This is a genomic window from Kosakonia quasisacchari, from assembly GCF_004331415.1.
GTDB classification, from domain to species: Bacteria; Pseudomonadota; Gammaproteobacteria; order Enterobacterales; family Enterobacteriaceae; genus Kosakonia; species Kosakonia quasisacchari.
In genome coordinates, this window is sequence record NZ_SJOP01000001.1 from 381,225 (window position 1) to 399,501 (window position 18,277).

The 18,277-nt window shown below is 56.3% G+C and carries 16 protein-coding genes; 4 read left to right on the plus strand and 12 right to left on the minus strand.

The features are described 5' to 3' along the window. Positions 1-2 precede the first annotated feature (2 nt). Positions 3-710: a Bax inhibitor-1/YccA family protein gene (locus tag E0L21_RS01915; RefSeq protein ID WP_131406348.1), complete on the plus strand. Its 708-nt coding sequence runs from the start codon at positions 3-5 to the stop codon at positions 708-710. 75 nt (positions 711-785) lie between these two features. Next, positions 786-1,487, plus strand: coding sequence for a Bax inhibitor-1 family protein (locus E0L21_RS01920; RefSeq protein WP_131406349.1), 702 nt, complete (start codon positions 786-788; stop codon positions 1,485-1,487). A gap of 4 nt (positions 1,488-1,491) precedes the next feature. Here the strand turns inward: E0L21_RS01920 and E0L21_RS01925 are convergent, their stop codons facing one another. Genes E0L21_RS01925 through E0L21_RS01935 form a run of 3 tightly spaced genes read right to left on the minus strand, consistent with a single transcriptional unit; the run spans position 1,492 to position 4,459 of the window. Next, positions 1,492-2,460 (minus strand): lysylphosphatidylglycerol synthase domain-containing protein, encoded by a 969-nt coding sequence (locus tag E0L21_RS01925; protein WP_131406350.1) that lies wholly within the window; start codon positions 2,458-2,460, stop codon positions 1,492-1,494. Beyond that, the gene (gene clsB / locus E0L21_RS01930) at positions 2,457-3,701 is read right to left on the minus strand and encodes a cardiolipin synthase ClsB (protein WP_131406351.1); all 1,245 of its coding nucleotides are present in this window, start codon (positions 3,699-3,701) and stop codon (positions 2,457-2,459) included. The genes E0L21_RS01925 and clsB overlap by 4 nt, the downstream gene beginning before the upstream one ends. After that, positions 3,698-4,459: an endonuclease/exonuclease/phosphatase family protein gene (locus E0L21_RS01935; protein WP_017456000.1), complete on the minus strand. Its 762-nt coding sequence runs from the start codon at positions 4,457-4,459 to the stop codon at positions 3,698-3,700. Before E0L21_RS01935 ends, clsB begins: the two co-directional genes overlap by 4 nt. Before the next feature lie 132 nt (positions 4,460-4,591). Here E0L21_RS01935 and E0L21_RS01940 point away from each other — a divergent pair, with 132 nt between their 5' ends. Continuing rightward, the gene (locus E0L21_RS01940; RefSeq protein WP_131406352.1) at positions 4,592-5,029 is read left to right on the plus strand and encodes a YbhQ family protein; all 438 of its coding nucleotides are present in this window, start codon (positions 4,592-4,594) and stop codon (positions 5,027-5,029) included. Positions 5,030-5,083: 54 nt separating this feature from the next. On the opposite strand, the gene E0L21_RS01945 is transcribed toward E0L21_RS01940, so the two are convergent. The 5 genes from E0L21_RS01945 to cecR are packed head-to-tail and all read right to left on the minus strand — an operon-like array spanning position 5,084 to position 10,724. Then, positions 5,084-6,190 (minus strand): ABC transporter permease, encoded by a 1,107-nt coding sequence (locus tag E0L21_RS01945; RefSeq protein WP_131406353.1) that lies wholly within the window; start codon positions 6,188-6,190, stop codon positions 5,084-5,086. A gap of 9 nt (positions 6,191-6,199) precedes the next feature. Further along, positions 6,200-7,333, minus strand: a complete 1,134-nt coding sequence (locus tag E0L21_RS01950) for an ABC transporter permease (protein ID WP_131406354.1) — start codon at positions 7,331-7,333, stop codon at positions 6,200-6,202. Continuing rightward, the gene (locus E0L21_RS01955) at positions 7,323-9,062 is read right to left on the minus strand and encodes an ATP-binding cassette domain-containing protein (protein WP_131406355.1); all 1,740 of its coding nucleotides are present in this window, start codon (positions 9,060-9,062) and stop codon (positions 7,323-7,325) included. The genes E0L21_RS01950 and E0L21_RS01955 overlap by 11 nt, the downstream gene beginning before the upstream one ends. Next, entirely contained in the window at positions 9,055-10,050 is a 996-nt protein-coding gene (gene hlyD, locus E0L21_RS01960; RefSeq protein WP_131406412.1) for a secretion protein HlyD, read from the minus strand. Before hlyD ends, E0L21_RS01955 begins: the two co-directional genes overlap by 8 nt. Then, positions 10,050-10,724 carry a transcriptional regulator CecR gene (gene cecR, locus E0L21_RS01965; RefSeq protein ID WP_131406356.1) on the minus strand — a complete coding sequence of 225 codons (675 nt, stop codon included), beginning with the start codon at positions 10,722-10,724 and terminating at the stop codon, positions 10,050-10,052. The genes hlyD and cecR overlap by 1 nt, the downstream gene beginning before the upstream one ends. A 235-nt stretch (positions 10,725-10,959) precedes the next feature. On the opposite strand from cecR, the gene rhlE reads away from it, so the two are divergent. Next, positions 10,960-12,477 (plus strand): ATP-dependent RNA helicase RhlE, encoded by a 1,518-nt coding sequence (gene rhlE, locus E0L21_RS01970; RefSeq protein ID WP_131406357.1) that lies wholly within the window; start codon positions 10,960-10,962, stop codon positions 12,475-12,477. Here the strand turns inward: rhlE and E0L21_RS01975 are convergent, their stop codons facing one another. From E0L21_RS01975 to E0L21_RS01990, 4 genes are all read right to left on the minus strand, one after another. Continuing rightward, on the minus strand, positions 12,478-13,431 hold the full coding sequence (locus tag E0L21_RS01975) for an alpha/beta hydrolase (RefSeq protein ID WP_131406358.1): 954 nt from the start codon (positions 13,429-13,431) through the stop codon (positions 12,478-12,480). A 65-nt stretch (positions 13,432-13,496) separates the two neighbouring features. Then, the gene (locus tag E0L21_RS01980; RefSeq protein ID WP_131406359.1) at positions 13,497-14,888 is read right to left on the minus strand and encodes a glycoside hydrolase family 1 protein; all 1,392 of its coding nucleotides are present in this window, start codon (positions 14,886-14,888) and stop codon (positions 13,497-13,499) included. 9 nt (positions 14,889-14,897) lie between these two features. Further along, complete coding sequence (locus E0L21_RS01985) at positions 14,898-16,370, minus strand: glycoside hydrolase family 1 protein (protein ID WP_131406360.1); 1,473 nt, start codon at positions 16,368-16,370, stop codon at positions 14,898-14,900. An 11-nt stretch (positions 16,371-16,381) separates the two neighbouring features. Then, positions 16,382-18,220 carry a beta-glucoside-specific PTS transporter subunit IIABC gene (locus tag E0L21_RS01990; RefSeq protein ID WP_131406361.1) on the minus strand — a complete coding sequence of 613 codons (1,839 nt, stop codon included), beginning with the start codon at positions 18,218-18,220 and terminating at the stop codon, positions 16,382-16,384. Positions 18,221-18,277: the final 57 nt, after the last annotated feature.

An 18,277-nucleotide genomic window follows, 5' to 3' on the forward strand; every position in this document is an offset into this window, starting at 1 on the left:
TTATGGACCGTTTCCCTCGTTCTGATTCAATTGTTCAGCAAAGCCGTGCCGGCTTACAAACGTATATGGCGCAGGTCTATGGCTGGATGACCTGCGGCCTGCTGCTGACGGCGTTTGTCGCCTGGTACGCCGCGCGCAGCGAAGCCATCATGTCGTTCGTTTTTTCCAGCCAGATAACCTTTTTTGGCCTGGTAATTGCGCAACTTGCGGTGGTGTTTGTGCTCTCCGGGCTGATTCATAAGCTAAGCGCTGGGCTGGCGACTACGCTGTTTATGCTCTATTCAGCGCTAACCGGGCTAACGATTTCCAGTATTCTGCTGGTCTACACCGCGCAATCTATTGCCGCAACCTTTGTCGTCACCGCCGGGATGTTTGGCGCGATGAGCCTGTATGGTTACACCACCAAACGCGATCTCAGTGGTCTGGGCAGCATGCTGTTTATGGGGCTGATTGGTATCCTGCTGGCCTCATTGGTCAATTTCTGGCTGAAAAGTGAAGCGCTGATGTGGGCGGTAACCTATATCGGTGTGGTGATTTTCGTTGGCCTGACCGCCTACGACACGCAGAAGCTGAAAAATATCGGTCAGCAAATCGATGTTCGCGACGCATCACAGCTGCGTAAATCGACCATCTTGGGCGCGCTGACGCTGTACCTCGACTTTATCAACCTGTTCCTGATGCTGTTGCGTATTTTCGGCAACCGTCGTTAATATCCCACTCCTCGATCCCGGCGTTTGCCGGGATTTTTTTGCCTGACGGATAGCCCATTTTCAAGGAGGAACCCGGTGAAACCCTTTGGCTGGATCCTGCCTGTACAGGTCGCGCCCACCGAGCTGATGGTCAATATTTGCTTATGGCTGGCGACAGGGATGGCGCTGAGTATCGTAACCGCCTGGCTGGTGCTGGATGTCATGGCGATCCCCGCGTTTATCGAACACAGCGCGATTATTGTGCTGCTGGTGATCCTCTGGTTTGTCGCTGCATTTGTGCTCAATGTTCTTTTTGACCGCTTCAAAGCCTGGTCGGCGTTAGCCGGTCTGGCCGTGATGAGTATCCTCTCGGGCTTGCTGCTCGCCAGCCTGTTTCCGCTCGCCGGGATTGTGGTGCACCTGGCGATTACCGGCGGGATGTATCTGCTTGGCGCTGCGATTGCCCATTTTGCTGGTTCATCCCTGCGCAGCAGCGGTTACTACTGGCTGATGGCGCTGGCAGGTCTGGTGCTGGCGATAGCCGTAAACAGCCTGCGTCACAGCGGTCTGCTGCTGTGGTTCGGTAGCATAATGGCGGTGCTGTTCTTTAGCGCGGTAAGCGCATACAAAAGCAAGTCCATCGCCGTGAGTACGCGTGAGCTCTACGCCCGCGAGTTTACCACTGTGCAGAGCGGTGCGATCCGTGGTGCTTTGGCTATCTGGCTTGGGGTAATCACTGCGTTTTTCAGAACGCTGGAACTGCTGACCTATCTCTTGCCAGGCACCAGCTCGCGCTAAAGACTCACTGCTGTGCCATCGCTTTTTCGTTTTTCGCCCGCAGTTTTTTCGCCCGGCTCTCCAGCAACAGGTAGCAAACCAGCGCCAGCAGCAGCGGCAAGAAGTAGTAAAGCACGCGGTAGGCGAGCAGAGCGGCGATAATCATGCCTTGTGAGACATGCTCACTGGCGAGCAGGGCGATGAACACCGCTTCGAGCACGCCGATCCCCGCAGGAATATGCACAATGACACCCGCAATACTGCTGACCAACAACACGCCAAGCACGAAGAAGAAATCGGCCTGCATACCCATCAGCAGCCAGATAATCGCCCCCATGGCAATCCAGTTGGCGCTGGAAATAGCCAACTGCGCAACGGCAAATTTCCACGATGGCAGCACCAGCTTGTGGCCTTTAATCGTCAGATGACGACGTTTGGCGAATGCGCAGCCCCACAGGTAGACCGCGATCACCAGCAGCAACACCACGCCGACAATGCGCAACGTCGTGTCGTCGATATACCAGTGCGCCGGGATCTGCACCACGCCGAAGGTAAAAATCACCCCGCCGAGCAAAATGTAGCCCAGCCAGTTGGTGGTAATGCTCAACGAGAAAATCCGTGTGATCGTGCTGCCCGGCAGGCCAAGGCGTGAGTAAAGCCGGTAGCGCATACCGATGCCGCCCACCCATGTACTGAGCGTCAGGTTAAAGGCATAACAGATAAACGACACCAGCATCACCTGGCGTTTTGCCAGCTTGTGCCCACAGTAAGTGCGGCCCAGTAAGTCGTAGCAGCCATACAGCAGGTAACTGATCACTACCAGCGCCACGGCGCTCAGCAGCGCGGTACGGTTGTAGTCGCGGATGACTTTCCACACATCGTCCCAGTTCACTTTTTGTGCATACAGCACCAGCAGCACCGCAACGGCGATAAAGAACAGCACCGTGAGGACTCTTTTCGCCAGCTTCCAGCGGGAATGAGCGCGTGATGTCATGGTTTCCCCCCTGAGTGCTGCGCTTCAGCCCGATCCTGGGTTTCGATTGCGGGCTGAACGGGCGGCTCCACCTCCGCCAGCCTTGGCGTGTGCGCCGGTAACCAGCCGACCATCGCCGGGAAATGGCGTAAAAAGTGGAACACCACCACGCTTTTTCCGAGGTTCCACCACGTTCGTTTTGGCGCCATGGACTCATTCACCCGCACGCAGTCGTTTTCAATCAGCCCCTGCAAATTGTCGCGCAGTGTCTGGTTAAATACGCGGTCATGAATAATCAGATTGGCTTCAAGGTTGAGTGACAAGCTCAACGGGTCAAGATTACTGGAGCCGATAGTGGCCCAGTGATCGTCCATTAGCGCCACTTTGCCATGCAGCGGGCGGCGGCGATATTCATACACCTGTACGCCACCTTTCAGCAGATAGTTATAAAGCAGCTCCGCCCCGACTTTCACAATCGGCATATCTGGTTCCCCCTGCACAATCAGCTTTACGCTGACACCGCGCCGGGCGGCGCTGCGCATGGCATGCAACAAACGGTAGCCTGGGAAAAAGTAGGCATTCGCGATAATCACTTCGCGGCGTGCGTTCGCCAGCATTTTCAGATAGTGGCGTTCAATGTCGTCGCGGTGGTCATTGTTGTCGCGCCAGACAAAGAGCGCCTGCGCTTCGCCCGGTTTGCGGTTTTCTTCCGGGCGATGACGTCGCCGCTGCCACCAGCGTTTAACCGGCGCGTTATCCGGCAGGTTCTCCAGCTCAAATTGTAAAATATCCAGCACCACCGGGCCTTCAACCCGCACGGCATAATCTTGCTTCGCTTCCGGGCCGTAGCTGGTGACATGCTCTGCCGAGTAGTTAATGCCGCCAACAAACGCCACCGTGTTGTCGATTACAACGATTTTACGGTGCATGCGGCGAAAGAGATTGGTGCGCATACCGAACAGTCGTGGGCCGGGATCGTAGTAACGGAAAATCACCCCCGCCGAGGTCAAGGCACTGACAAACGGCTCGCTCAGATCCGGCGACCCGTAGCCGTCCAGCAACACTTCAATGCTGATCCCACGCTGGGCGGCGCGCAACAACACCTGCTGTAACTGACGCCCAACATCGTCTTCAAACCAGATAAAAGTTTCCAGAATAACGCGCTGCTGCGCATGGTCGATGGCGTCAAACAGCGCGGGGTAATAGTTATCCCCATTTTCCAGCAACTGAATGCGATTGCCTTCCCGCCAGCTACATTTCATAGATGGATCTCCGCGCTCAGTGGGGCATGATCGGACAAATGACGCCAGTTACGCAGCGGCAACGCGGTCGGTGCGCTGGCGTTCGCGTTTTTCACATAAATGCGATCGAGGCGCAGCAGCGGCAGGCTTACCGGAAACGTGCGGGCAGGGCGGCCATGCGCACGGGTGAAGATCTCTTCCAGACCGGCCTGCGTTTTCAAAGGATGGTTAGCTTTTTGCCGCCAGTCGTTAAAGTCGCCTGCGACTACCACCGGCTCGTTTTCCGGAAGCGAATTGACCCACTCCGCCAGCATCGTCAGTTGTGCCTGGCGGTGCGCTTCCCGCAGCCCAAGGTGGACACAAATCACATGCAAGGCGTGGCCAAGATCCGGCGGCACAATGCGGCAGTAAAGCAGGCCGCGTTTTTCGCTGCCGTCTACGGAGACATCGCGGTTTTCATAATGCTCAATCGGAAAGCGGGAGAGCACCGCATTGCCATGATGCCCTTCCGGGTACACCGCATTGCGCCCGTAGGCGTAATCGCTCCACATAGTATCGGCCAGGAATTCGTAATGGGTGGTGTCCGGCCAGTTTTCCACATGTAACGGATGGACTTCATGCGCGCCCATCACCTCTTGCAGGCAGACGATATCGGCGCTAACGGTGCGTACCGCGTCGCGCAGCTCGGGCAAAATAAAGCGGCGGTTAAACGCAGTAAAGCCTTTATGGGTATTAATGGTGAGCACTTTTAATGAAAAATTTCGCGCGTGTTGGGTCATAACTCTCCTGCCAGCGTCACTCTCCTGATGAAAATAAATTGTAGTCCCTGTCACAAAAAAGGGCGGGGTTACGGAATTTTCCGTAAATGTGAGTACTCTTCATACAGATAAAAATTCTTCAGGAGAGAAGCCATGAAGTGGCAACAACGTGTTCGTGTCGCGACTGGCCTGAGTTGCTGGCAGATTATGTTACACGTACTGATTGTTACGCTGTTGGTGATGGGCTGGATGAGCGGCACGCTAGTGCATGTTGGCTTAGGGCTGTGCGTACTGTACAGCATCTCCGTGTTGCTAATGCTGTTCCTCCAGCGTCACCACGAAGCGCACTGGCGCGAGTTCGGCGATGTGCTGGAGGAGCTGACCACTACCTGGTATTTTGGCGCGTCGCTGATTGTTATCTGGCTGCTCTCCCGCGTCTTGCAAAATAACTATTTGCTGGCGGTTGTCGGACTGGCGATCCTCGCAGGACCGGCGGTGGTGTCGCTGCTCACCAAAGAAAGAAAACTTCCTGCTAAATCCTTCGGCCTGCATCAACGCGGCAGCGCAGCCAATCCTCACGATCACCGCTAATGCAGTGAAACAAACGGGCAAGCAAATCTGCCAGGATGCAGGCCCAAAAGCCAGTCACATGATTTTGCGTCTGAACAGCGCATACGCCGCTGAACCGGTGGTCGCCGCAATCACCAGCAGCGGCCACAAACTCTGCCACACAATCGTAAAGCTGGCGTCCTTCAGGTAAATCTGCTTAGTAATATCGGTAAAGTGGCGGATCGGGTTAGCCCAAGTGAGATCCTGTAGCCAGACCGGCATATTCTCCACTGGCGACACATAACCAGAGAGCAAAATCGCCGGCATCATAAAGACAAACACGCCAATAAACGCCTGCTGCTGGGTCGAGCAGAGCGACGAGATCAGCAAGCCAAAGCCCACCAACGACAAGCCATACACCAGCATGGTGAAATAGAACAGCAGCAGCGAACCGGCGAAGGGGATTTTGTACGCCAGAATGCCCACGCCGAGTACAATCGTTGCCTGGAAAGTGGCAACGATCAGCGCGGGCACCGCCTTACCGACAAAGATTTGCCACGTCGCCAGCGGTGAAACCAGCAGTTGATCGAGCGTGCCTTGTTCACGTTCACGCGCTACCGACAGCGAGGTGACAATCATCACGCCGATGGTGGTAATCATCGCAATCAGCGACGGCACCACAAACCATTTGTAGTCGAGATTCGGGTTATACCAGTTGCGCACCACCAGCTCGCTGTTGTTCGGTTTTTCCCGCCCGCTGAGCAGCTCCTGTTGATAATCCTTGACGATCTGCTGCAAATAATTGGCGGCGATTTGCGCGCTGTTCGAGTTACGCCCATCAAGAATTAGCTGCATCGGCGCGGTCATGCCGCTGTCGAGATTGCGCGAGAAATCCGCCGGGAAGCGCACCAGCAACAGTGCCTTTTGCGTGTCGATTGTTGAGCGGATTTCATGCGGGCTGTTCAGCAACAAAACGTGGGTAAACGCTTTCGCACGGGCAAAACGCTGGGTCAGTTCGACGGCGTGTTTGCCGTTATCTTCGTTATAGATAGCGATCGTGGCGTTGGTCACTTCCAGCGTGGCGGCGAAAGGAAACAGCAACACCTGAATCAGCACCGGCAGGATCAAAATTGCGCGCGTTTGTGGCTCGCGCAGCAGCGATTGCAACTCTTTGCGGATAAGCGTCAGTAAGCGGTAAAACATGGCTTTTCCTTAATCCAGTCTACGTTTGGTTTTCAGCCACGTCAGGCCAATAAACATCACCGCCGACGCGACTAAAAACAGCACGTTCACCAGCAGTACCACCGGGATATTGCCCGCCAGGAACAGGCTTTGCAGGGTGCTGACAAAGTAACGTGCCGGAATAATGTACGTCACCACGCGGATAATGGCAGGCATGCTGTCTATCTGGAAAATAAAGCCAGACAGCATAATCGACGGTAAAAACGCGGCGTTAAGCGCCACCTGCGCGGCGTTAAACTGATTGCGCGTGATGGTAGAAATCAACAGCCCCATGCCTAAAGTGCTCAGCAAAAACAGGCTGGTAATAAAAAAGAGGATCAGCAACGAGCCGCGATACGGCACGCCGAGAATAAACACCGACACCAGCATGCACAGACCCATCGCCAGCATGCCGAGAAAATAATAGGGAATGAGTTTGCACAGCAGCAGTTCCGCGCGGGTGATTTCGGTGGAGAGCAGCGCTTCCATGGTGCCGCGTTCCCACTCGCGCGCCACCACCAGCGAGGTGAGGATCGCGCCAATCACCGTCATGATAATGGTCACCGCACCAGGGATAATAAAATGCTGGCTGATAGCCGCCGGGTTAAACCAGTAGCGCGTCTGTACATCAATCAGTGGCTTAAACGTTTCCCCGTTATCTTCCGCGCGTTGCTGCTGCCAGAGTTGCCAGATGCCTTCGGCATAACCCTGCACAAAGTTGGCGGTGTTCGGTTCGCTGCCATCGGTTATCACCTGAATCGGTGCGCTGTCGCCGGGGCGCGCCATTTGTGCGGCGAAATTCACCGGAATGACTATCAGCCCGCGAATGCGCCCGGCCTGCATCATCTGAATCAGTTGCTGGCGGTTATCGCTAATGGTGGCATCAATATAGGGCGAGCCGGTCAGCGTATGGGTAAAATCCAACGCCTCTTCGCTTTGCTGTTCGAGCAGTACGCCAACGCGCAGTTTGCTGGAATCGAGGTTAATACCGTAACCGAAAATAAACAGCAGCAGCAGCGGGATCACCACCGCAATCAACCAGCTACTCGGGTCGCGCACAATCTGGCGCGTCTCTTTCACACACAGCGCGCGCACGCGCCGCCAGGAGAGGGCTTTAACGCTCATCGTGGTGCTCCTTATCCCAGTTATGGATAAGCGTAATAAACGCATGCTCCATTGTCGGATCCGGGTGCTCCTCATCGGCGGTTTGCGCCTTCAGCGCGTCCGGCGTGCCGCTGGCGATTAATTTCCCGCGATAGACCAGCCCAATGCGATCGCAATACTCCGCTTCATCCATAAAGTGGGTGGTCACCATCACGGTGACGCCTTTTTCCACCATGCTATTGATATGCAGCCAGAACTCGCGCCGTGTCAGTGGATCGACGCCGGAGGTGGGTTCATCCAGAAACAGAATATCCGGCTCATGCATCAGCGAGCAGGCCAGCGCCAGCCGCTGCTTAAAGCCGAGCGGCAGTTCGTCGGTGGCATGACTGGCGATACTTTTCAACCCAAAAGCCTCGCTCATGCGGTCGATTTTCTCGCTCTGTGCTCGTCCGCGCAGACCATAAACGCCGGAAAAGAAGCGCAGGTTTTGTTCCACCGTCAGGTTGCCATAGAGGGAGAATTTCTGGGCCATATAACCCAGGTGTTGGCGCGCTTTGCCCGAACTGACTTTCAGATCCATGTTCAGTACCAGCGCCTGGCCATCGGTTGGCACCAGTAAACCGCACATCATTTTGAAGGTAGTGGATTTTCCCGCGCCGTTCGGGCCGAGCAGGCCAAAGATCTCCCCGCGTTTGACGGCAAAATTGACATTATCAGTCGCGGCGAAATCGCCAAATTTTTTGGTCAGCGCTTTGGCTTCAATCACCGTCTCTTCTGCGCTGCCTTCCACCGTATGCAGAATTGCCCCCAGCGGGGATTCGGACGTGCCCGCGCCGCCAAGCAGGTCGATAAAGGCATCTTCAAAGCGCGGTGCCGTTTCCTCTATCTCTAAAGCAGGCATATTTTCTGCTTGCTGCAGGGCCTGCGCTTGCGCTCCTTTTTTCAGGATCACACGAACGGAACGTCCCTGAATCATGCTGTCGCTGACCTGCGGCTGCTTAAGAATACGGCGCAGCAAACGCCGGTTATTCTCCTCGTTGCTGGTGACGAGGAAACTGCGTCCGGCCATGGTCTGCGTCAGCGCTTTCGGCTCGCCCTGATACAGCAATTCCCCTTCGTTCATCAACAACACATCGCGGCACTGCTCGGCTTCATCAAGGTAGGAGGTGCTCCAGAGGATCAGCATGCCGTCGCCTGCCAGTTCATGCACCATCTGCCACAGTTCGCGGCGGGAAATAGGATCAACACCGACGCCCGGCTCATCCAGCAGTAACACTTTCGGCTCGCCGACCAGCGTGCAGGCCAGGCCCAGCTTCTGTTTCATGCCGCCGGAGAGTTTCCCGGCCAGCCGCCCGGTAAACGGGGCGAGGGCGGTGAATTCCAGCAGCCGCGCAAACGTCTGGCGGCGCTGCTCGCCGGTAACGCTGCGTAAATCGGCATACAGATTGAGGTTTTCCATTACCGTCAAATCTTCATACAGGCCAAACTTCTGCGGCATATAACCGAGCATGGCATGCAGTTCGCTGTCATTGGCGATAGGATCGAGACCCATCACCTGTGCGCTGCCTTCATCCGGGCGCATCAGCCCGGCAAGCATGCGCATCAGCGTGGTTTTCCCGGCACCATCCGGACCAACAAGGCCAGTCACGTACCCGGCTTGGATGTCACAATCCAGCCGCGCCACGGCAGGTTTTTCCATGCCACCAAAGCGCTTTACTAACCCGCGCAGGTGGATAGCCGCTTCACTCATGGCGCGCCTCGCCGCTAAAGCGCAGCGTAACGGGCATGCCCTGGCGCAGGCTGTCATCGGCATCGGTCACAATAATGCGCAGGCGATAGACCAGATCGGTACGCAAATCCGGGGTTTCGACGGTTTTGGGCGTGAATTCGGCGGTGGGCGAAACAAAGCCAATTTTGCCGTGATAAGTCTTATCCGGGCGACCATCGGTATACAGCAAAATCTCTTGCCCCGGCTGCGCCTGGTGCAAATTGCGCTCATCTACATAGGCGCGAACCCATATCGGGCGCGTCAGGGAAAGAGTGAATACGGTGCTTCCGGCGCTGAGCATGCTGCCGGGTTCGACGGCACGCGTCAGCACGGTACCGTTACTTGGCGCGACCAGTGTTGTGTCATGCAGATCCAGTTGCGCTTGTGCCAGCGCGGCTTTGGCCTGTTCAAGGCTGGCTTTAGCCTGGGCGATTTCCTGCGGGCGGTTACCGGCGCGGTACTGGCTCAGTTTATCTTGTGCAGATTTCAGCGTTGCCTGGGCCTGATCCCGTGAAGAGCGGGCATTTTCCAGATCGTTTGCCGAAATCGCCCGGCTTTTCATCAGACCCTGCTGGCGCTGATAGAAATTCTGCGCGTAATCATACGCTGCTTGCGCCTGGCGTACGGCGGCGACGGCTTGAGCTATCTCTTCATCGCGGTAACCGGCGGTCGCCAGCGAGTATTTCGCCTGTGCCGTCGCGACATTGGCTTGCGCCTGCATGAGCGCGTTTTCGTAGGGCGCTTTGTCTATTTCACCAAGCGTTTGTCCGGCGCTTATCGTATCCCCTTCATCCACATTCAGCGCAGAGAGCCGCCCGCTAACGCGGAAGCTTAAATTCACCGTGCGGATGTCGACATTCCCGTACAGAGTAAGCGTGCGGTCTTGCTTGCTTTGATACCACATCCAGCCGCCGCCCAGCGCGGCCAGTACCACCACAACTATCAATACCACGACGATGGGTTTTTTCATCACGTTGAACTCCTGTTCGTTAATCCCTGCAAGATAAGGTCGATATGGCAGGTGATGACTTGATAAATCTGTGTCGCTTTCTCTTCATCAAACTGCGTCCAACCGGCGCGCAACAAAATGGTTTCCCGCCCGAGGCGAAAGGCGAGGATCTGGCCGATAAGCGCATGGGTATGAATAATGGTTTGCGTATCTTTGGCGTCGCGCCCGGTGTAGGCCGCGAGCAGCGCCGTGAAATGGCTGTGCAGTGGCGCAATCACCTGGTTATGTATTAACTGGTAAGCGCGCGTGGGTGAGAGCTGCTCGCGGGAGATAAATTTGCTCAAGTTGAGCGTCTCGTCATGGGTGAGCAACACAATCATATTTTTACAGGCGCGGTGGATCAGCTCGCGAATGGCCGTTTTATCCGGCGCGGGCTGCGCGAACAGCTCTTCGGCGGCTTGTACATGGGGGCGAAAATTGTCGCTGATAAAATCGGCAATCCACTGCGCGCAGGCGAGATATAAATCCTCTTTTGAGCCAAAATAGTAAGTAATCGCGGCAATATTCTGCCCGGCTTGTGCGGCGATGTCCCGCGTGGTGGCATGCAAGCCATATTCACCAAACTGCGCCAGCGCGGCGGCAATCAGCTGGTTTCGGGCCTGTTCACCTCTGCTGGTGGTGGGTGTTGTATGCATGGCGATTATAAAAGTTAATCAATCGATTGATTAACTTTATGGCTAAATTTTAGGCTTGTCCAGTTGGCGGTGCGTTAATATCATGCGTTCCACTCCCGGAGGGATATTTTATGCGTGCGATCACAAAAGCTGATACACTCCGCCCCTTCATGACACTGTGGTTTTTGTCATCAATCAAATTATTATCTCCTCGAAAACTACACCTGTTCACAGGTCGGGGCGGTGTGGAGTTGTTATGTCTTTTGATGCCCTTGGCCTGAATCCGGAAATCCTGCGCGCTGTTGCCGAGCAGGGTTATCTTCAGCCGACCCCTATTCAGCAGCAGGCTATCCCGGCAGTGCTGCAAGGCCGCGATCTGATGGCGAGTGCCCAGACCGGCACCGGTAAAACCGCTGGTTTTACGCTGCCGCTGTTGCAACGCCTGATCCAAAACGATCCGCACACCAAGGGCCGTCGCCCGATACGTGCGCTGATCTTAACGCCAACCCGTGAACTGGCGGCGCAGGTGGGTGAAAACGTTCAGGAATACAGCAAGTACCTGAATGTCCGCTCGCTGGTGGTATTCGGCGGCGTGAGCATTAACCCGCAGATGATGAAACTGCGCAGCGGCGTTGATATCCTGGTGGCGACGCCGGGGCGTCTGCTGGATCTGGAACACCAGAACGCGCTGAAGCTTGATAGCGTGGAAATTCTGGTGCTGGACGAAGCCGACCGCATGCTGGATATGGGCTTTATTCACGATATTCGCCGCGTGCTGGCAAAACTGCCGGCGAAGCGCCAGAACCTGCTGTTCTCCGCAACCTTCTCCGATGAGATCAAACAGCTGGCGGAAAAGCTGCTGCGTAATCCGCTGGAGATCGAAGTGGCGCGCCGCAACACCGCTTCTGAGCAGGTGACACAGCATGTACATCTCGTCGATAAAAAACGCAAGCGGGAACTGCTGTCGCAGATGATTGGCGAGGGAAACTGGCAACAGGTGCTGGTGTTCACCCGCACAAAACACGGTGCTAATCACCTGGCGGAGCAGCTCAACAAAGACGGTATTACCAGCGCTGCGATCCACGGGAATAAGAGCCAGGGAGCGCGTACTCGCGCACTCGCGGATTTTAAATCTGGCGACATTCGTGTGCTGGTGGCGACCGACATCGCTGCGCGTGGTCTCGACATTGAAGATCTGCCGCATGTGGTGAACTACGAGCTGCCGAACGTGCCAGAAGACTACGTTCATCGTATTGGCCGTACCGGTCGCGCGGCGGCAACTGGCGAAGCGCTGTCGCTGGTGTGTGTTGATGAATATAAACTGCTGCATGATATCGAACGTTTGCTGAAAAAAGAGATCCCGCGCATTGCCCTTGAAGGTTATGAGCCGGATCCCTCCATTAAAGCCGAGCCGATTCAGAATGGTCGCGGTCAGGGCGGCGGTCGTCAGGGGGGCGGTCGCGGGCAGGGCGGTGGTGGTCGTGGTCAATCTGCGCCGCGTCGCAGTGAGGGCGAAGGGCAAAAACCACGCTCGCCGCGTCGCGCCGAAGGCGGAGCCGCGAAACCGGCAGGTGGCCGTCGTAGTGAAGGCGGAGCCGCGAAACCGGCAGATGGACGCCGTAGTGAAGGCGGAGCTGCGAAGCCAGCAGGTGGACGCCGTCTTGATGGCGGCGCCGCGAAACCTACCGGTGGGCGTCGACTCGATGGTGGCGCTGCTCCGGCAGGCAACCCGTCTCGCCGTCGTCGCCCGCGTAAGCCTTCCTCCGCTGAGTAATTAGCGGTTAAAACGCGCCAGCCAGTTCTGGCGCGTCTCTCTGGCCCGCTGTGCGATGCTCGCCTGCGGGTCGGAATGAAAGCCGTGGTACGCACCCGGCCAGACATTCAGCTCCACCTCGACTCCCGCACGCATTAACCGCTGCGCATACGCCATATCTTCATCAAGAAACAGATCCAGTGTGCCAACGCCAATCCAGGTCGGCGGTAGCCCAGCCAGGTTGTCGGCACGCGCGGGTGCAGCATACGGCGATACGTCAACGCTACCGGGTTTGCAGCCAAGCAGCGCGCGCCAGCCAAAATCGTTGTTTTCCCGCGTCCAGATAAATTCGCCCGTCACCGGGTTTCGTTCAGCCTCGACGACCGTACGATCATCGAGCATCGGGAACATCAGGTTCTGAAACGCCAGTGTCGGCCCACCGCGATCGCGCGCCAGCAGCGCCAGAGCGGCGGCAACGCCCGCGCCTGCGCTGTCGCCCATCAGGCCAATATTATTTGCATCAACCCCTAATTGCGCCGCGTTTTCCACCATCCACACTAGCGCGGCATAGCAGTCATAGAGCGAACCAGGAAAGCGGGTTTCTGGCGACAGGCGATAATCGACAGAGACGACTACGCAGTCATGTTGCGCGGCTGTCGGGCGGGTAAGCGACAAAGATTGCTCCGGGCTACCAAACAGATGGCCGCCGCCGTGTATATGCAAAATCCCCATCCGGTTGGCACGCCGTGTCGTTGGGGTGATAACACGCACACGCACGGCAGGCTCACCACCGGCAACCGCAATGTGCTGTTCATGCATCACCAGCGTCAGTCCATCATCGATGTGCATGGCTTGTAGTGCGGCTTGCTGGCGCTGCGCGCGTATTGCAGGGAGTGCGTCGGCTTTCAGCGTGGAAGGTGTCCAGGATTGCAGGGCGGGGCGAAGCTCGGGGTCAACCAAATGCCATGTACTCATGCGTGAACCTTTATCATCAACAGGCCAAAGTAAGGGAAGCGCCGTAGCGCTTCCCGCTTTTAACCTTACAGCACTTCACCGTTGCTGGCGATAACCTGTTGATACCAACCAAAACTCTTCTTCTTACTGCGCTTGAGCGTACCGTGGCCGTCGTTGTCTTTATCGACATAGATAAAGCCGTAGCGTTTTTTCATCTCACCCGTCCCGGCGCTGACAATGTCGATGGGTCCCCACCACGTGTAGCCCATGATGTCGCAGCCATCTTCAATGGCTTGCGCCATGGCTTCGAGGTGGCGACGACCATAATCGATGCGGGCGTCATCGTTAATTTGTCCGCTGGCATCCGGTTCATCCACGCCGCCATAACCGTTTTCAACAATAAACAGCGGCTTACGGTAGCGGTCTGCCAGCTCGTTACAGACAATGCGAAAACCCTGCGGGTCAATCGGCCAGCCCCATTCGGTTTTCTCCAGATACGGATTATCCAGCCCGGCTGTGCCGCCAGTATCAATGCGGAACTGGCCGCCTGCCTGGTGCAGCACGCTGCGGTAGTAGCTAAAGCCAAGATAATCAGAAGGGTAATTTGCCAGCAGTTGCAGATCACCCTCGGCAATCTCCAGTTTTACGCCCAGTTCGCGGAACAGACGCGGCGCAAACGCCGGGTATTGCCCGAACATCATCACATCCGAGAAAAACAGCGAACGACGGCGCAACTGCATGGTGGAGAAAATGTCGTCCGGATTACTGGTTGCCGGGTAGACGGTACTCAGCGACAACATGCAGCCGATTTTCGCTTCAGGGATAATCTCGTGGCACAGCTTGTTGGCCAGCGCGTTGGCAACAAACTGGTGATGATTTGCCTGCCAGATCGCCTGCGTGCCGGCATCAGCATCCACCGCGCCGGTGGCGAATGGCATGCGGTTCATGTTGTTCAGCTCGTTAAAGGTCATCCAGTATTTGACCTTGCCTTTGTAACGGCGAAATACCGTTTCGCAGTAGCGGCTAAAAAAGTCAATCAACTGGCGATTCTTCCAGCCACCGTACTCCTGATACAGCGCCAGCGGCGTTTCGTAGTGGGAGAGCGTGATAACCGGCTCAATGCCATACTTCAGCAACTCATCAAACAACGCGTCATAAAACGCCAACCCGGCTTCGTTGGGCGTGGTTTCATCACCGCGCGGGAAGATGCGCGACCAGGCAATCGAGGTGCGAAAGCACGTAAAACCCATCTCGGCGAACAGCGCCACGTCCTCTTTGTAGCGGTGATAAAAGTCCACCGCTTCGTGGCTGGCGTAGTAAAGATTGGGGTCAATCACGGCATCATGTTTGCCAGAGGCGATACCGCCGCGTACCACGTCGGCGATGGACGGCCCTTTGCCGTCTTCATTCCACGCGCCTTCCGCCTGGTTGGCGGCAATTGCGCCACCCCATAAGAAATCTTTCGGGAAAACAGACATATCAGCTCCTTAATCCGCTAAGTCTTCGCCGTTCGAGGCGATCAGTTTTTTATACCAGTGGTAGCTTTTCTTCAGCGAACGCTTCTGCGTGCCGTTGCCCATGTCGTCCTGGTCGACATAGATAAAGCCGTAGCGTTTGGAGATTTGCGCTGTACCCGCGCTGACCACGTCAATTGGCCCCCACCAGGTGTAGCCGAACAGATCCACGCCATCACCGATGGCCTCTTTCATCTGCTCAACGTGCTGGCGCAGGTACTCAATGCGGTAATCGTCATCGATGGAACCGTCCGGATTAACGGTGTCCACCGCGCCGAGGCCGTTTTCGGCAATAAACAGCGGCTTCTGGTAACGGTCATACAGCTGATTGAGCGCCAGACGCAGCCCTTTCGGGTCGATTTGCCAACCCCACTGGCTGGTGGGCAGATAGGGGTTGCGGATACCGCCGGTGACCAGGTTGCCTTCTGTGCCTTCCAGCGTTTCCGGGTGTGCGCTGACGGTGCTCGACATGTAGTAACTAAAGGAGACGAAATCCACCGGGTGCTGGCGCAGGATCTCATCATCGCCGACCACTTTTTTTAGCGTCACGCCTTTTTCCGCCAACATGCGGTCAGTGTAAGCAGGGTAATAACCGTGCGCCTGGACATCGCTGAAGAACAACGACACGCGCTGCATCTCTTCGCAGGCTTGCAAATCGTCCGGGTGGCAGGTATGCGGATAAAGCATCTGATAGCTGATCATGCAGCCGACCTGCGAGCCAGGAATTATGTCATGGCAGGCTTTGGTGGCGAGCGCACTGGCAACAAACTGATGATGCGCGCCCTGGTATTTATCCTGCTCCAGATGCGGGTTGTCCTCTTCAATCACGCCCACGCTGACATACGGGTGATGTTTCACGCAGTTGATCTCGTTAAAGGTCATCCAGTACTTCACTTTCTTGCGATAGCGGGTGAAGACCGTAGTGGCGAAACGCACATAGAAATCCACCACCTGGCGGTTCGGCCAGCCGCCGTAATCGGTCACCAGCGCCAGCGGCATTTCATAGTGTGAGAGCGACACAATCGGCTCAATGCCGTGTGCCAGTAGCGTGTCGAACACCTCATCGTAAAATTTCAGTCCCGCTTCGTTCGGCGTGGTTTCATCGCCACGCGGGAAGATACGCGTCCAGGCGATTGACATACGGAAACAGCCAAAACCCATACCGGCAAACAGGGCGATATCGTCTTTAAAGTGGTGATAGAAGTCGTTGCCTTTGCGTTTTGGGTAATATTTTTTGCTGTTCGGATCCTGTGCTTCCTGCACCTGCGCGTGAGTCATGCCCAGCCACTGATCGAGCCAGCGCTCACGCGGCAGGTTGCTATCGAAGGTATAAACATCCGAGACGGAAAGCCCTTTACCGCCTACATTCCACGCGCCTTCCAGTTGGTTGGCGGCGGTTGCGCCACCCCATAAAAACCCTTCCGGAAATGCTTTCGAAAATGCCATGCCTCTGCTCCTTACGCCGCACTTGCGGTCAGTGTGAGAAATGCGTCCCGGCTGGCGACATCGCCATTCGCTTTCACCGGGCTGATATCGCCGTATTGTTCGCTATTGGTGACCACCACAATCACGCTGGGATCGATGCCTGCCGCCTGCAATGCCGCCAGATCGAAGCTCACCAGCAAATCACCGACCTCCACGTTTTGCCCGGCAGCAATGTGGCTGGTGAAGTGCTTACCGCCGAGTTTCACCGTGTCGATGCCGATATGAATCAGGATTTCCGCCCCGGTATCACTTTGCAGCGCCAGCGCATGGTGGGTTTCAAATAGGGACTCCACCTTGCCATTAACCGGTGAACGCAACTCGCCGCTGGTGGGATAAATGGCGATCCCTTTACCAAAAATTTCATCGGCGAACACCGGATCGCTAAGGGTATTGAGCGGTTTCAACTCGCCGCTGACCGGCGCGAAGAGTTTCTCCTCGCTGCGCTCTACCGGCATCGGGCTGACGCCTGCCACCACGGTCTCTTCAAAACCAAGCACCACGGTGACAACCGCCGCACAGACAAAAGAGATAGCAATGCTGACCAGTGCCCACATGAATGTCGGGCCAACCAGCGCCGGAAGGCCGGGCAAACCGCTCAGGGCGAAGGCGTAGGTTTTGACGCCCATCGCCATCGCGAAACCGCCACCGCAGGCACCGCCAATCAGCGCGGCGGCAAACGGGCGTTTATAGCGAATGTTGATGCCGTACATCGCCGGTTCGGTAATGCCCATCGCGGCACTAAAACTGGTGGTCAACGCCAGTGATTTCAGCTTCTTATCGCGGGCGCGCAGGAACACGCCAAATGCCGCGCCCGCCTGACCGAGGTTGGCGACATAGAAAAGAATTTTGAACGGGTCAAAGCCCATGGTGCTGATGTTGTTGATCATGATAGGCACCAGTACATAGTGCATCCCGGTGATGATGATCATCGACAGCGTACCGCCGACCACCACGCCTGCCACGACCCCAGCGTTTTCCACCAGCCAGATAATGCCGCTGGAGAGCGCGTTCCCGGCGAAAATCCCCAGCGGTCCGATGGCAATCAAGGTGATGGGCGTGACGATAACCAAGCTTAACAACGGCACGAACATGGTTTTCAGCACGCCGGGCATCACGCGATCTATCAGCTTTTCCACCCGGCTAAGCAGCCAGACGGCGAGCAAAATGGGGATCACCGTAGAGGCGTAGTTCACCGTTGGCACCGGCAGGCTCATAAAATTGACTGGCGCGCCGGATTTAAACAGCGTTTGAATCGCCGGGTGGAAGAGGGCGGCTGCCAGCGCAACTGCCACATAGGGGTTCGCGCTAAACTTACTCGCCGCGCTGAAGGCCAGCGCCAGCGGCATGAAGTAGAACACGCCATCGCTGATGGCGAGCAGGATTTGGTAGGTCTGATTGCTGGTTTCCAGCCAGTGCATTGCCACCATCAGTGCCAGTACACCTTTCAGGATACCGGCCCCGGCAATCGCCGGAATGATCGGCGAAAAGATGCTGGATAACCCCTCCAGCACCACCGATACCGGGTTGCGCCGTTTTCCGGACTGCGCTGCGCTGGTGGCAGAGACACCCGGTAATTTCGCCAGCAATGCATCGCACAGCGGTGCGACGTCATTACCGATGATGAGTTGATACTGATCGCCGGAAATGTTTACGCCAATCACGCCATCCAGCGCTTCCAGCGCCGCGCGATCGGCTTTATCGTTATCTTTCAGTAAGAAACGCAAACGGGTGATGCAGTGAAACAATGACAGAATATTGCCCTTGCCGCCGATCTTATTGATTATCTGCTGCGCGGTATCCTGATAGTTCATGGTCATTCCTCCAGACTGACACCTGCGGTGCAGGTGTCATAACAATTACCGGTTATC

Bases quoted from the DNA above. Each gene is read 5' to 3' on its own strand.
- E0L21_RS01915 (WP_131406348.1), top strand. From the start codon at position 3: ATGGACCGTTTCCCTCGTTCTGATTCAATTGTTCAGCAAAGCCGTGCC.
- E0L21_RS01925 (WP_131406350.1), bottom strand. From the start codon at position 2,460: ATGACATCACGCGCTCATTCCCGCTGGAAGCTGGCGAAAAGAGTCCTC.
- clsB (WP_131406351.1), bottom strand. From the start codon at position 3,701: ATGAAATGTAGCTGGCGGGAAGGCAATCGCATTCAGTTGCTGGAAAAT.
- E0L21_RS01935 (WP_017456000.1), bottom strand. From the start codon at position 4,459: ATGACCCAACACGCGCGAAATTTTTCATTAAAAGTGCTCACCATTAAT.
- E0L21_RS01940 (WP_131406352.1), top strand. From the start codon at position 4,592: ATGAAGTGGCAACAACGTGTTCGTGTCGCGACTGGCCTGAGTTGCTGG.
- E0L21_RS01945 (WP_131406353.1), bottom strand. From the start codon at position 6,190: ATGTTTTACCGCTTACTGACGCTTATCCGCAAAGAGTTGCAATCGCTG.
- E0L21_RS01950 (WP_131406354.1), bottom strand. From the start codon at position 7,333: ATGAGCGTTAAAGCCCTCTCCTGGCGGCGCGTGCGCGCGCTGTGTGTG.
- E0L21_RS01955 (WP_131406355.1), bottom strand. From the start codon at position 9,062: ATGAGTGAAGCGGCTATCCACCTGCGCGGGTTAGTAAAGCGCTTTGGT.
- hlyD (WP_131406412.1), bottom strand. From the start codon at position 10,050: ATGAAAAAACCCATCGTCGTGGTATTGATAGTTGTGGTGGTACTGGCC.
- cecR (WP_131406356.1), bottom strand. From the start codon at position 10,724: ATGCATACAACACCCACCACCAGCAGAGGTGAACAGGCCCGAAACCAG.
- rhlE (WP_131406357.1), top strand. From the start codon at position 10,960: ATGTCTTTTGATGCCCTTGGCCTGAATCCGGAAATCCTGCGCGCTGTT.
- E0L21_RS01975 (WP_131406358.1), bottom strand. From the start codon at position 13,431: ATGAGTACATGGCATTTGGTTGACCCCGAGCTTCGCCCCGCCCTGCAA.
- E0L21_RS01980 (WP_131406359.1), bottom strand. From the start codon at position 14,888: ATGTCTGTTTTCCCGAAAGATTTCTTATGGGGTGGCGCAATTGCCGCC.
- E0L21_RS01985 (WP_131406360.1), bottom strand. From the start codon at position 16,370: ATGGCATTTTCGAAAGCATTTCCGGAAGGGTTTTTATGGGGTGGCGCA.
- E0L21_RS01990 (WP_131406361.1), bottom strand. From the start codon at position 18,220: ATGAACTATCAGGATACCGCGCAGCAGATAATCAATAAGATCGGCGGC.